The sequence below is a fragment of the Pseudoalteromonas sp. MelDa3 genome (genome assembly GCF_002863625.1).
Lineage (GTDB): Bacteria > Pseudomonadota > Gammaproteobacteria > Enterobacterales > Alteromonadaceae > Pseudoalteromonas > Pseudoalteromonas arctica.
The window spans coordinates 1-12,575 of the sequence record NZ_PJBR01000123.1; the positions used below are offsets into that span (position 1 = coordinate 1).

13 protein-coding genes are annotated in these 12,575 nt (G+C 40.5%); 1 reads left to right on the plus strand and 12 read right to left on the minus strand.

Annotation, left to right across the window (positions count from 1 at the left end):
- Positions 1-141: 141 nt before the first annotated feature.
- The 12 genes from CXF89_RS17405 to corA all read right to left on the minus strand — a co-directional run bounded on the left by CXF89_RS17405 (position 142) and on the right by corA (position 10,906).
- Positions 142-1,029, minus strand: a complete 888-nt coding sequence (locus CXF89_RS17405; protein ID WP_121955318.1) for a F0F1 ATP synthase subunit gamma — start codon at positions 1,027-1,029, stop codon at positions 142-144.
- Positions 1,026-2,606, minus strand: a complete 1,581-nt coding sequence (locus CXF89_RS17410) for an alternate F1F0 ATPase, F1 subunit alpha (protein ID WP_121955319.1) — start codon at positions 2,604-2,606, stop codon at positions 1,026-1,028. Before CXF89_RS17410 ends, CXF89_RS17405 begins: the two co-directional genes overlap by 4 nt.
- Positions 2,606-3,406 carry a F0F1 ATP synthase subunit delta gene (locus tag CXF89_RS17415; RefSeq protein ID WP_010552607.1) on the minus strand — a complete coding sequence of 267 codons (801 nt, stop codon included), beginning with the start codon at positions 3,404-3,406 and terminating at the stop codon, positions 2,606-2,608. The genes CXF89_RS17410 and CXF89_RS17415 overlap by 1 nt, the downstream gene beginning before the upstream one ends.
- Positions 3,407-3,409: 3 nt before the next feature.
- A complete protein-coding gene (locus CXF89_RS17420) occupies positions 3,410-3,691 on the minus strand; it encodes a F0F1 ATP synthase subunit C (RefSeq protein ID WP_010552606.1) in 282 nt (93 codons plus the stop codon).
- 34 nt (positions 3,692-3,725) lie between these two features.
- Positions 3,726-4,415: a F0F1 ATP synthase subunit A gene (locus CXF89_RS17425; protein ID WP_010552605.1), complete on the minus strand. Its 690-nt coding sequence runs from the start codon at positions 4,413-4,415 to the stop codon at positions 3,726-3,728.
- Entirely contained in the window at positions 4,399-4,728 is a 330-nt protein-coding gene (locus tag CXF89_RS17430; RefSeq protein WP_121955320.1) for an ATP synthase subunit I, read from the minus strand. Before CXF89_RS17430 ends, CXF89_RS17425 begins: the two co-directional genes overlap by 17 nt.
- Positions 4,721-5,092 (minus strand): AtpZ/AtpI family protein, encoded by a 372-nt coding sequence (locus CXF89_RS17435; protein ID WP_024609582.1) that lies wholly within the window; start codon positions 5,090-5,092, stop codon positions 4,721-4,723. Before CXF89_RS17435 ends, CXF89_RS17430 begins: the two co-directional genes overlap by 8 nt.
- Before the next feature lie 20 nt (positions 5,093-5,112).
- The gene (locus CXF89_RS17440; protein ID WP_024590342.1) at positions 5,113-5,505 is read right to left on the minus strand and encodes a F0F1 ATP synthase subunit epsilon; all 393 of its coding nucleotides are present in this window, start codon (positions 5,503-5,505) and stop codon (positions 5,113-5,115) included.
- The gene (gene atpD, locus CXF89_RS17445; RefSeq protein WP_121955321.1) at positions 5,480-6,937 is read right to left on the minus strand and encodes a F0F1 ATP synthase subunit beta; all 1,458 of its coding nucleotides are present in this window, start codon (positions 6,935-6,937) and stop codon (positions 5,480-5,482) included. The genes CXF89_RS17440 and atpD overlap by 26 nt, the downstream gene beginning before the upstream one ends.
- Entirely contained in the window at positions 6,934-9,318 is a 2,385-nt protein-coding gene (locus tag CXF89_RS17450) for a phosphoketolase family protein (RefSeq protein ID WP_197102251.1), read from the minus strand. The genes atpD and CXF89_RS17450 overlap by 4 nt, the downstream gene beginning before the upstream one ends.
- A gap of 70 nt (positions 9,319-9,388) precedes the next feature.
- Positions 9,389-9,628, minus strand: coding sequence for an SHOCT domain-containing protein (locus CXF89_RS17455; protein ID WP_008168384.1), 240 nt, complete (start codon positions 9,626-9,628; stop codon positions 9,389-9,391).
- Positions 9,629-9,808: 180 nt separating this feature from the next.
- The gene (corA, locus tag CXF89_RS17460; RefSeq protein WP_257983239.1) at positions 9,809-10,906 is read right to left on the minus strand and encodes a magnesium/cobalt transporter CorA; all 1,098 of its coding nucleotides are present in this window, start codon (positions 10,904-10,906) and stop codon (positions 9,809-9,811) included.
- Between the two features lie 666 nt (positions 10,907-11,572).
- Here corA and CXF89_RS17465 point away from each other — a divergent pair.
- On the plus strand, positions 11,573-12,388 hold the full coding sequence (locus CXF89_RS17465; protein WP_121955323.1) for a PRC-barrel domain-containing protein: 816 nt from the start codon (positions 11,573-11,575) through the stop codon (positions 12,386-12,388).
- Positions 12,389-12,575 lie beyond the last annotated feature (187 nt).

Below are 12,575 nucleotides of genomic sequence, written 5' to 3' on the forward strand. Positions count from 1 at the left end.
CTGCGTTACTCTAATGGCTTACATTTTTGTAAGAATAAGTAAAAATCGAGTTACAAAGAGTCAATAACCGCACTGTATAGGCGATGTTTTGATTAAAAAAACACATAGAGCTTCAAATTCAACCTCTAAGATCAACAGCCCCTAGTCTATTTTATTTAGTAATTCATAACCTGCAAGTACATCACTCAACTCCTCGTCAATGGTACTTTGACGCAGAGTATTAAACTCACTCGAAAGCTTATCAAGTAGCTCTTCAATATTTTTTTCAGCGCGTTGCATTGCGCCAAGACGGCTGCTATTTTCGCTGACCAACGACTCGGCACATGCACGATAGAGAGAAATAAAAATATACTCGCGGATCAATGCTCTTATTGTTGTAGAGTGCTTGCAGAGTACTTCTGGCAAAGCTTTAGTTGGCCATAAAATATTTTTAAAATTATCTCGCCATTGCTCGTCAAGTGGGAGTAATCGCTGAGACACACATTCATAAAGCGCGCCTTGTTTAGGTTGATTATAAAACACCAATACACGGCAACCAGGATTAAGAACTAAGCTTGATTCACTGTCTATTTGAATTTGCCTAACTAAGGTATCTATATCGTGAACACTCACTGGCACTGTGTATACTTTTACTAAATTAAAGCCGGCATCGGTAAGTCGAGATGCAGCACGTGCGCCTACCACCCAAATTAGAGGTGGCTGGGTCTCGTTACTTAGCGCTTTAATTGTAAAGTCGGTAATACTTTCATTAAATTGCCCTACCAACCCTTGATCTGAGCCGAATATGATCACACCCGCTCTGCTTTCATTTAAATTTTTGGGTTGTGGTGAAAATTGAAATGACATGTCATCACGCAAACTCGCACTTAATCCTAACTCAACTGCCCGGTAGTAATCGGTCAATGAGCTAATCGATTTTTCATATTGCCCAATACTCGAGGCAGCAAGTGCCTTCATCGTTTTTACCACGCCTTGTAAATCACTTGCACTGGCTATTTTATGGCGTAAATTAGCGGCACTATTGCTCATGTTGTTATTGCCTTCTTTTCAGGCTCAAAATCAACAAGTACGCGCTTAGCCAACTCAACAATTGTTTGTCGATCGTCATCACTTAAGCTTTTAGCGGTATCAAATCTATCACATAAAGTATCGTCTAACTGCGCAACTGCTTTTTTAAGAATATTTTTTGCGTCGTTTATTTTTAGCAGTTCAATCGAATCTAAAAAGCCATTACTGAGTGCGAGTAATAGCATAATTTGCTCAGGCACTGGCATAGGTGATGATTCAGATTGATGTAAGCTCGCTCGAATACGCCGTCCATGTTCAATTATACGCCGTGTATCATCATCAAGTCGGGCACCAAAACGAGCAAAGGTTTCTAGCTCTTCAAATTGAGCATATGCAAGCTTTAAATCGCCAGCAACTGCACGAAACGCAGCACGCTGTGCTTTACCGCCCACACGAGAAACCGACTTACCAACGTCAACGGCTGGTAATACACCTAGAGCAAATAATGAGGGTGATAAATAAATTTGTCCGTCGGTAATCGAAATTAAATTAGTTGGAATATAGGCTGAAATATTTTGAGCTTCGGTCTCTATAATGGGGAGTGCGGTCAAGGAACCACCGCCACGTTCTTTATTTAAATGGGTCGCACGCTCTAGTAATCGTGAATGAATATAAAAAATATCCCCTGGAAATGCTTCTCGTCCGGGCGGTCGTCGTAACAACAAAGACAACTCGCGGTAAGCTCTTGCGTGCTTAGTTAAATCGTCATATACAATAAGTACATCACGTCCTTGCTCCATAAAATATTCTGCAATACTGGTTGCAGCGTAAGGCGCTATATACTGTAAGCCCGGTGGCTCATTACCCTCTGTTGCAACAACAACCGTATAAGCCATTGCATTTTGCGCGCGTAATATTGCTATTGATTTAGCGACCGTTGATGCCCGCTGACCAATAGCGCAATAAATACAAATTACATTTTGTTCTCGCTGATTTAAAATCGTGTCTATGGCTATAGCTGTTTTACCTGTTTGCCTGTCACCTAAAATAAGCTCTCGTTGTCCTCGCCCTATTGGGATCATCGCATCGATTACAATAAGTCCGGTTTGCAAAGGCGTAGTAACAGGAGAGCGGTCCATAATTGGTGCAGCTGGACGCTCTATAGGTAAACGCTGCTCGGTTTGTATAACGCTTCCACCGTCTAGTGCCTCGCCAAGTGGGTTTATCACTCGCCCTAATAGCGCATTGCCAACCGCTACATCCATTACACGACCACTGCGGCGCACTTCATCCCCAGCTTGTAAGTGGGCGTATTCACCTAAAAGCACAACACCGACTTCTTTTTCATCAATATTAAACGCAATTCCAAGCACATTACCGGGAAATATAATTAGTTCCTCAAAGCCAACGCCAGGTAATCCCGACACCTTCGCAATACCCGTTGATACACTGGTAATAATACCAACTTCATGTAAGTTCAATTGTGAGTTAACTATTTTTAGCCCTTGCTGAATGTGCTTAAACACATCACCAAATGCGTTTGTTAAACTGTGTATTTTTGTGTTTTTATTCTGAGTGTTTTCGCTAAGGTCACTCATCACTTATCAACAGGTTGAGAAGTTGTAGGCTGAGCTGTTTTTTGTTTTAGTAACATATCAACTTCCTGCTCGATTGATTGTAAGTAATCGTCAATACTCCACACCAGCTTTTGTCCATTGACACATAACTCAATCCCGCTAATAAGGCTCTCATCGGTGGTGAATTTAATGGTAATATCTTTTGAAAACACAGTATTAATAGCATTCTTAAGTGCTAAACGCTGAGATTCAGTTAGCTCAAACGCACTTTGAATTAAGGCAGGTACAAATTCACTATTTGTACTTAGCGCCTGCGCTAAAGTGGTTTTTTTGTCGTCATCAAGCTTATATAAGCGCGCTGTAAACACCTCACATATTTGTTGTTCTAAAGTTGTTGATGCCAGTTCAGTTAAGGTTTTGCGACTAATAGCAAATACCTCTTGCTTAACTTTTCGACTTAAAGACTCCTTTAAATTATCAGTCTCTTTTACTATATTTTGTTGATATTTAGTGCCCCAGCTTTGGACTCTTTTTTGCGCCTCTAACATAAGTGTTTGCTCTGCTTGCTTAGCACTCACGCTTACTTGTTGCATCTTTTGTGTACGTTGTTGTTCAAACTCTTCATTTTTCAGAAAAAACTTTTCACGCTCCGCCAGTGCTTCATTTTGGTTTGTTTCAGCATCGTCTAACTCAGCGGCTATACGCTCTTCTCGCTTATCAATAGCGTGCAAAATTGGTTTATATAAATAGCGTTTTAGTAACCACACCAAAATTAAAAAATTAACCACTTGGGCTGCAACTGTAAACCAATCAATTAGCATGGTTTAACTTCCTGCAGCTTGTGCGATAGCGTAGTTCCAAAACGGATTGGCAAAAATAAGAATCATCGACACGACAAAACAGTATATTGCGGTCGATTCAATCATCGCAAGCCCTACAAAGAGCGTGCGCGTAATAGTTGCTGATGCATCAGGTTGCTGTGCTAATGCACTCAATGCCGTTGCTACTGCTTTACCTTCGCCAAGCGATGGACCTAAACAACCAAAACTAATTGTAATTCCTGAAATAACGATTGATGCCATTGCGATCATTGTCATGCTATCCATGTTCTCTCCAAGTATGATGTGTAGAAATACGTGATTAATTAACTCGTTGTTTGGCTGGTTTTACTGAGCGCGTAGCCGCAGCAATATAAACGGCGGCTAAAATAGTAAAAATATAAGCCTGTACTAAGCCTGTAAGCAAACCCAGTGCCGTCATTACGATTGGGAATATAAAGGGTGTAATGGTTAACAAAATGCCAATGATCATTGCCCCGCTCATCATGTTGCCAAATAACCGCACAGCCAGAGCAAGTGTCCGTGATAATTCGCTAATAATATTAAATGGCAACATAATAAAAGTAGGAGCCATATAAGATTTTAAGTAATTGCCAAGCCCTTGTTCACTGATACCAAATAAAGGCACTGCAATAAATACGGTGAGCGCCAGTGCTGCTGTAGTCGATAACGACGCCGTGGGTGGCTCATAACCCGGAACAATGGTAAACATGCTCGCGGTTACTAAAAATAAAAACAGTGTGCCTAAAAAGCCAAGGTATTTTTTAGCGTCATTCAAGCCTACGTCTTCAATTTGTTGTGTGATCCCCGTTACTATAATTTCTAAAAAATTTTGCCAACGAGAACGCTTTAACGTGGTTGAAAGCTTACGGGTTATCAATATCGAACTAATCACCAAAACCAACATTAAAACCCAAGTGAAAACGATGGTTGCATTGAGTTTTAAAAAACCATTTTGCCAATAAATAACCGTATCAGGACTCAGGTGCATGATGTGTCACCTTTGCTAAATGAGAGGTTGATGCAGTACGGGTAACATAAGTGGTAATAAAACGGGCTATCAAAAAGCTAAATAAACACAGTGGTAATTGCAACCAAGATCTTGATAATAAGTCACTCGTCATCACACTATAAAAGCAACTTAAAGTAATTCCCATGCGTATAAATAAACTCAGCACAACCCATAGCGCTGGGTGAGTCGATACCATACTTTTTTGCACCGTCCACCACAGGCCACCAAAAAATAAGGCACCAAGCATTAGACCTACACTAACAATAATTAATACGCCGACTAGCTCATGCATCTTCGTCATCCTTTTGCTGATTATCACCGTGTTGATCTTGATGTATCGCGCTGTCTTCTTTGCTCATCCAGTGCCACGCGTTAAAGCACCCAAGTGCTAAACCCGCAACCAATAAAGCCAATGTCCATGAATGATCGCTTTCATAATGCGAATCTATATACACACCTAAACTTGCACCAAGTATGGTAGGCACTGCAACCGACCAACCAATGAGGCCCATCATTCCTAAACCAAACCATATTTTTTGATGAGAGTTAAGCCTTGCTTTTAGCTTACGCTGGGCTTTTATTTCTACTTGTTCTGCAAGTGTTGATGAACTGCTTTGTGAGTCTTTTGAACCTAGGTCGTCTTTTTTGTTTGTCATAAATAAATAGCTTTTAGTGGTTAAAGTCGAAAACGATTTAAAAAGCTACTTTCTAATTTAGCCATCACTGTTCTTACTTGTTGTGCTTGTTCATTGAGTGCCAAAAACTCTTTATCTACAGCGCTGCGAAGTGTTGCCAGATCAGTACCTAATATGGCACTTCGCACCGATACCAGCACAGTGTTTCCTGTTTTAATTAATACGCCCTCATCTACGGCTACAAATATCTCACCGTCTTTTTCGCAATTAAATGTCAAAATACCTGGGGTTAGAGGCGCAACACAGTCAAGGCGATTGGGTAAAAATCCGTACGATCCTTCGCTTGTTTCGGCAACAACATGAGTCACATCATGCCTGTCGAAAAATATCTCATACGGCAGCAATAATTTAAGGTGTATCTGAGTTTGCGTCACCGCTTGTATCCTCATTATTATTTACTGTGGATTTTATTTTGACCTCACTTATGGCACCTATCATATAAAGTGCACTCTCTGGCACGTTTTTAAATTCATCATTTAAAATGCGTTCACACCCATCTAGCGCATCATCAAGGCTAACAAGTTTGCCTTTATAACTAGTAAATTGCTCTGTTGTGAAAAATGGCTGAGTAAGAAAACGCTCTAAACGCCTTGCGCGTCCAACAATGTTGCGGTCCTCAACTGATAACTGTTCAAGCCCTAACATAGCAATAATATCTTTGAGTTCATTGTATTGCGCTAAAGTGCTACGTACCTTTTGTGCAAGTAAGTAGTGGCGCTCTCCCACAACCCCGGGGCTCGCCATTTTTGAATTAGATTGCAGGGGATCTATAGCCGGAAATAATCCTTCGCTAGCGCGTTTGCGAGAGAGCACAATAGAAGCCGATAAATGAGAAAATGTATGAACTGCGGCCGGATCGGTAAAATCATCGGCAGGTACATACACCGCTTGAATAGAAGTAATAGCACCATTTTGTGTATTGGCAATTCGCTCTTCTAAGCCGGCAAGCTCTGTGCCCATAGTAGGCTGATAACCAAGCCTTGAAGGCATTTGCCCCATTAAGCCCGATACCTCAGAGCCTGCCTGAATAAAACGAAATATATTGTCGATTAGCAACAGCACATCTCGCTGCTCATCATCACGAAAATACTCAGCCATAGTTAAAGCTGCATGCCCCACCCTAAAACGACTCCCTGGTGGCTCGTTCATTTGCCCAAAAATCATCGCCATGTTTGGCAAAACGCCCGCGTCTTTCATTTCGCGATAAAGCTCTTCGCCTTCACGGCAACGCTCACCTATGCCACAAAATAGGCTAACACCTTTGTGCTTGCCCACCATATTGTGAATCATTTCAGTCAATAACACTGTTTTGCCAACACCTGCACCGCCAAACAATCCCGCTTTGCCACCACGTTCTAACGGCACCAGCACATCAATTACTTTTATACCGGTTTCAAAAATCTCTGATTGGGTTGACCGTTCGGTTAATGGCACTGGCTTATTATGTACAGAGCGCCACTGAACATCTTTAAGCTCACCACCGCCATCAAGCGTGTTACCAAATACATCAAACATTCTCGATAAGGTTCCTTTACCAACAGGGGTAAGTAACGGTCCGCCACTGTCAACAACTTCCATGCCACGCGCAAGTCCTTGTGTAGGCGTGAGCGCAATTGCTCTTACATGATGCTCATTGCGCTGCTCTAGCACTTCAAAAATACACTGTTTATTTTCGCCAGCACTAAGCATTGAATTAATCGCAGGTAGCTTCTTGTCAAAACGCACGTCAATTACGCTGCCGCGTATAGCGGTAATTGTACCGAGATTTTCAAATTTACTAATCGTGGATTGAGCTACAAAATTCATTGATGCGCCTGCCACTGCCAATTACGAATTTCAGGGAGATCTTGCCCATGCTTATTAATATATTTTTTATGCTCAACAAGCTTTTCTTCAAGCTGTTTTTTTAGTGCGTCTCTTTTTGTACCCAAGTTTGGCAGGCGTTCCAGTGTGTCTAACACTAAATGAAAACGATCAATCTCGTTTAATACCGTCATATCAAAAGCAGTTGTAATAGTGCCTTCTTCTTTATACCCGCGAACATGAATATTATGATGATTATTACGCTTGTACGTAAGCCTATGAATAAGCGTTGGGTAGCCATGAAATGCAAAAATAACCGGCTTATTAATAGTAAACAGAGTGTCAAAATCCTCTGCGATTAACCCGTGAGGATGTTCGGTATTAGGCTGTAAACGCATCAAATCAACCACGTTAACAACCCGGATTCTAAGATTACTAAAATGCTCGAGTAAAATCATAACGGCTGCCATCGTTTCCAATGTAGGCACATCACCACAACAAGCCATCACCACATCAGGTGTTGCATCTACGCTATTACCCGCCCATTGCCAAATGCCAATCCCTGCCTCGCAATGTTTAACAGCTGCCACCATATCTAACCATTGCGGCGCAGGATGCTTGCCTGCAATAACTACATTAACGTAATGACGACTTCGCAAACAATGATCCATTACCGACAGCAAGCAGTTAGCATCAGGCGGTAAATAAACGCGCACAATTTCAGCTTTTTTATTAATAACATGATCGATAAAACCCGGATCTTGATGGGTAAAACCGTTGTGATCTTGTCGCCATACATGCGATGCCAGTAAATAATTAAGTGAAGCGATTTTTTTACGCCATGGTAAACCTGCCGCCACTTTTAACCATTTAGCATGTTGATTAAACATCGAGTCAATAATATGAATAAACGCTTCATAACTATTAAACAAACCATGGCGGCCGGTTAATAAATATCCTTCAAGCCAACCTTCGCATTGATGTTCACTCAGCATTTCCATTACTCTGCCACTAGGCGAAAGCTGCTCATCGTTGCTATGGGTTGCTGCATTCCACTGTCTATCGGTTACCTCTAACAGTGCACCTAAACCATTGGATACTGTTTCGTCAGGTCCAAATACTCTAAAATTACGTTGCTCGTCATTAAGCTCAACTATATCTCTCAAAAATGGACCTAAAACTCTGGTATCACCAATTCCGCGTATACCGGGAGAGATTACTTCGCATGCATAATCGCGAAAATCAGGCATATGTAAATCTTCTAGCAGCAACCCACCATTCGCATGAGGATTTGCTCCCATACGGCGATTCCCCGTTGGGGCCAATTCAGCAAGCTCTGGTAATAAACGCCCTTGTGAATCGAAAAGTGTTTCTGGATGATAGCTACGCAGCCAGCTTTCTAATAATTGCAAATGATCTGGATGAGCTGATGGGCTAGAAATAGGAACCTGATGCGCACGCGATGTTCCCTCTATCTGAAAACCATCTACGAGCTTTGGACCCGTCCACCCTTTAGGTGAAATGAGGATAATCATTGGCCAACGTGGACGAGTTGGATCGTTATTATCGAGAGCATCTTTTTTTATTTTTTTTATTTGATGTATTGCGACATCAAGTGCTTTAGCCATAGCCTGATGCATTAGCTCAGGCTCATGTCCTTCAACAAAAATAGGGCTCCAGCCATAACCAAACATTAATTGCTCTAATTCTTCATGGGTAATACGCGCTAAAACGGTAGGATTCGCAATTTTATACCCATTCAAATGCAATATAGGGAGAACAGCACCGTCACTGATAGGATTAAGAAACTTATTAGAATGCCATGCAGTTGCAATTGGCCCTGTTTCTGCCTCACCATCACCCACCACACAAGCAACTATTAAGTCTGGATTATCAAATACAGCTCCAAACGAATGACTCAAAGAATAGCCCAGCTCGCCACCTTCATGAATCGAGCCCGGACACTCGGGCGACACATGACTAGGAATGCCACCGGGAAACGAAAACTGTAAAAACAGTTTTTGCATACCTGCTTTATCTTGGCTTATATCAGGGTAAATTTCACTGTAGGTGCCCTCAAGATAGGTATTAGCAACCATAGCTTGCCCGCCATGCCCTGGGCCAGATACATAAATCATATTTAGATCGTGTATTTTAATAACACGATTTAAATGCGCATAAATAAAATTTTGCCCGGGTGTTGTTCCCCAGTGCCCAAGCAACATATTTTTAATATCACTTAGTATCAGTGGGCGCTCTAAAAGTGGGTTATCGCATAAATAAATTTGACCTACCGACAGGTAATTCGTGGCACGCCAATATGCGTCAATTAACTCTAATTCTTTTGATGTTAATGAAGGAAGAATCATATGCAGGGTTTCCATCTTGTCGCATCCAAAAATGCTTAAGCCATGCTCTATATAAGAGCATGGCGAGGATTAGCCAGCGCACTAACTACGCAGTGGTAGTTATGTCCTGTTTTTTTTGCTCGAATTCTTTTTTGTCAATATCGCCGCTGGCGTATCTTTCATTAAGAATATCAATTGCTGTTTTATTAGACTCTAACCCATAGCGTCTATGGGTTCGGTAGCTATAACCCCAATGGCTTAAACTCGATATGAGCAATAACCACATACCAAACCATAAAAACCAACCCCAACCTGAGTACCACTCACTCCAAAATTCATGACCCATTTTAATCTCCACTTAAAATATGGAGCGCAAAACACTTACACCCCAATTAATACAATGAGTGTAAGTGAGTGATATTATTGGTTCTGTTCGCTAGCGTACGCATTTATTATTGTTAATCATAAGCAGTTGTTTTATTGAGCATTTACTTGCTGTTTCTATTAAATTTTGTTTCTATTAAAGTTAATTTCTATTAAGCCAACCTTTACGCCAAAAAATAAATATCATTGCTGCCGTTATCAAAATAAAAACACACCACAAAACGGGATATGCCCAAGTCCAGTTTAGCTCTGGCATGTATTTAAAGTTCATTCCATAAATTCCAGCTATAAATGTTAACGGTATAAAAACAGAAGATATAATAGTAAGCACTTTCATAATTTCATTCATACGGTTTGAAATAGCTGACATGTATAGCTCACTTAAACCGCTTACCATTTCACGGTATGACTCAATAATTTCAACAATTTGAATATTATGCTCATACACATCTCTAAGGTAAGGGCGCGTAGAGTCATCTATTCTGCCTCCTTCCTCGCGATACAAATGGTCGATAACCTCTCGCATAGGCCAAACAATTCTTCTTAATAATGCCAATTCTCGTTTAATACTATGGATATGATGCAGTACGTGGGGAGTTGGATTTTCAAGTGTTGTTACTTCAAGTTCCTCAAGGATATCGCCATATTGTTCAAGTACCGGAAAACATTTATCAACCAGTTCATCAAGTAATGCATAAAGTAAATAACCAGTACCATTTTTGCGAATACGACGATTTTCTGTATGTAGACGACCGCGAACGGATTGCCACACGTCTCCTGGTTTTTCTTGAAAACTCAGTAAAACATTGTCATATAAAAGTAAGCTAACTTGCTCAATATCAAGGATTGTATTATTGGGCTCATGCGTCTCTAGCTTCAACATGCTTAATACAACAAATAAATGATCGTCAAAAAATTCGATACGAGGTCGCTGAGGTACATGTAAAATATCTTCTGCGGTGAGCGTATGAAATGCGAAATGATGTTGAAGTAAACCAACAATATAAGAGTCTGTACCACTCACGTGGATCCACCTCACTGTTGCCCACTCGGGTTGAGGAGTTTTTAAAAACTCATCAATATCACTAACCTCTTTGGCTTCTATACGGCTAGCTGAATAATCTATATAACGTATAACAGCATTGTTTGATCTTGTTGGCGCTAAAACACCAGCAACGTATTCAACTTTGGGTGACGGCCCAGAAATAGTGTTATATTTATGTTTTCTCGACTTGCGCACATTATATAGCCCCAATGCTGGAGCACCCAACTTTCTCTTTTTATTATGTATTAACATTATATGCTCGATTACTTTATTTAAAGTTAGCTGAATAAAGTGAGTATTATCAACACTTACAGCGCGAATAAAAGTCAGTCACAAAGCCACGCTACTCAAAAATAAGCATAGAGTCCGTGCGCTAACACTCAAATATAATGTCAGTTTTAAAAATACACTTCGCACGTTCTAATTATTCTTGTTATAGCGCTACCTAAAAATCAATGAAAAATAACATTGCTTGTTCGTCAGCGCACAGACCTTTGTTTTTCAAAAGCCGAAACTGGAAATATTAGTCTACTTATCGTTTGTACTTTACAGCTTATAAAAGCATGGTTTTTTATAGATAAGCATTAGGGTCTGTTGACCTTTTAAGATGGAAATTTGTTCTATCTAGAGGCTATTTAATCGCGGCGCAAGGTTTGCAACCTAGCGGGCTCGGTAAAAACCGAGCAAAGCTTCCGCATCCAGCTCACGATCTAGAATGAACCCAAAGGGCTGCGCATGTTTAACCTCAAAAGATAAACGTGCCCTAAATAAGAAGAAAGCACTTGATAAGCAAAAGCGCGTCAAAAACTGCAAAAATAATGCATTACAAATGCAAATAACCCACTAAAAAGGATCGTTATTATGTTACGTAGTATGAAAGACTTAGAAGGTTGTGCAATCGCTGCTAGTGACGGTATTGTAGGCAAAGAAAAAGATTTTTTGTTTGATGACCTAGCATGGGTGATACGTTATTTTGTTGTAGAAACAGGCACGTGGCTATCGAGTCGCAAAGTTTTAATTTCCCCTATTGCGGTGCAAAACCCAAATTGGGATGAAAAGATTTTCCCTGTTTTAATCAGTAAAGACCAAGTTAAAAATAGTCCTGGTATTGATACTAATAAACCCGTTTCACGACAACATGAAATGAACTACCTAAACTACTATGGATACCCGTATTACTGGATCGGTACTAATTTTTGGGGAAGCGGGATATACCCCTACTCCTTATATCCTGGCAATGACATTTTTGAACATAGTGTCGAAGGTGCCCGCAGCGCAAATCTAATTCATAAAAGTATAAAAAGTCAGCATGATCAAAAAGGGGATCCTAATCTTCGTAGTTGCAAAGCTATTATTGGCTATAACATACACGCTAAAGACGGAGACATTGGCCATGTATCAGGATTTTTAGTTGAAGAAAATACATGGGCGGTTCGTTACCTAATTGTTGAGACGAGCAATTGGTGGGGAGGACATCAAGCACTTATCCCGTCAGCATGGATTTACGAAGTGCAATGGCTCGACAACTCAATTTCAACTGATTTAGTTCGTAAAGCGATAAAAGATGCGCCGGTATATGAGCCAAATAAAGAGATAACTCAGGACTTTGAAGCAGCTGTTTTTCATCACTATGAACTTGCTGCATATTGGGAGAAAATTGCTAAAACAGTAAGATAAACAAAGTTAAACGGGCACAAATCCCAAAACAAGCGTGTCTTAATCTGCCTTTTATAACACTCTTACCAAGCAAATATTCAAGGACGATATTTGCTTTTATACTTAAAAATATTTCCTCCAAATGTTACTTGTAAAACTCAGGTAAAATTCAAATAAAATAAGAGCAATACACATCAGGGCATGTTTA

Bases quoted from the DNA above. Each gene is read 5' to 3' on its own strand.
- CXF89_RS17405 (WP_121955318.1), bottom strand. From the start codon at position 1,029: ATGAGCAATAGTGCCGCTAATTTACGCCATAAAATAGCCAGTGCAAGT.
- CXF89_RS17410 (WP_121955319.1), bottom strand. From the start codon at position 2,606: ATGAGTGACCTTAGCGAAAACACTCAGAATAAAAACACAAAAATACAC.
- CXF89_RS17415 (WP_010552607.1), bottom strand. From the start codon at position 3,406: ATGCTAATTGATTGGTTTACAGTTGCAGCCCAAGTGGTTAATTTTTTA.
- CXF89_RS17420 (WP_010552606.1), bottom strand. From the start codon at position 3,691: ATGGATAGCATGACAATGATCGCAATGGCATCAATCGTTATTTCAGGA.
- CXF89_RS17425 (WP_010552605.1), bottom strand. From the start codon at position 4,415: ATGCACCTGAGTCCTGATACGGTTATTTATTGGCAAAATGGTTTTTTA.
- CXF89_RS17430 (WP_121955320.1), bottom strand. From the start codon at position 4,728: ATGCATGAGCTAGTCGGCGTATTAATTATTGTTAGTGTAGGTCTAATG.
- CXF89_RS17435 (WP_024609582.1), bottom strand. From the start codon at position 5,092: ATGACAAACAAAAAAGACGACCTAGGTTCAAAAGACTCACAAAGCAGT.
- atpD (WP_121955321.1), bottom strand. From the start codon at position 6,937: ATGAATTTTGTAGCTCAATCCACGATTAGTAAATTTGAAAATCTCGGT.
- CXF89_RS17450 (WP_197102251.1), bottom strand. From the start codon at position 9,318: ATGGAAACCCTGCATATGATTCTTCCTTCATTAACATCAAAAGAATTA.
- CXF89_RS17455 (WP_008168384.1), bottom strand. From the start codon at position 9,628: ATGGGTCATGAATTTTGGAGTGAGTGGTACTCAGGTTGGGGTTGGTTT.
- CXF89_RS17465 (WP_121955323.1), top strand. From the start codon at position 11,573: ATGTTACGTAGTATGAAAGACTTAGAAGGTTGTGCAATCGCTGCTAGT.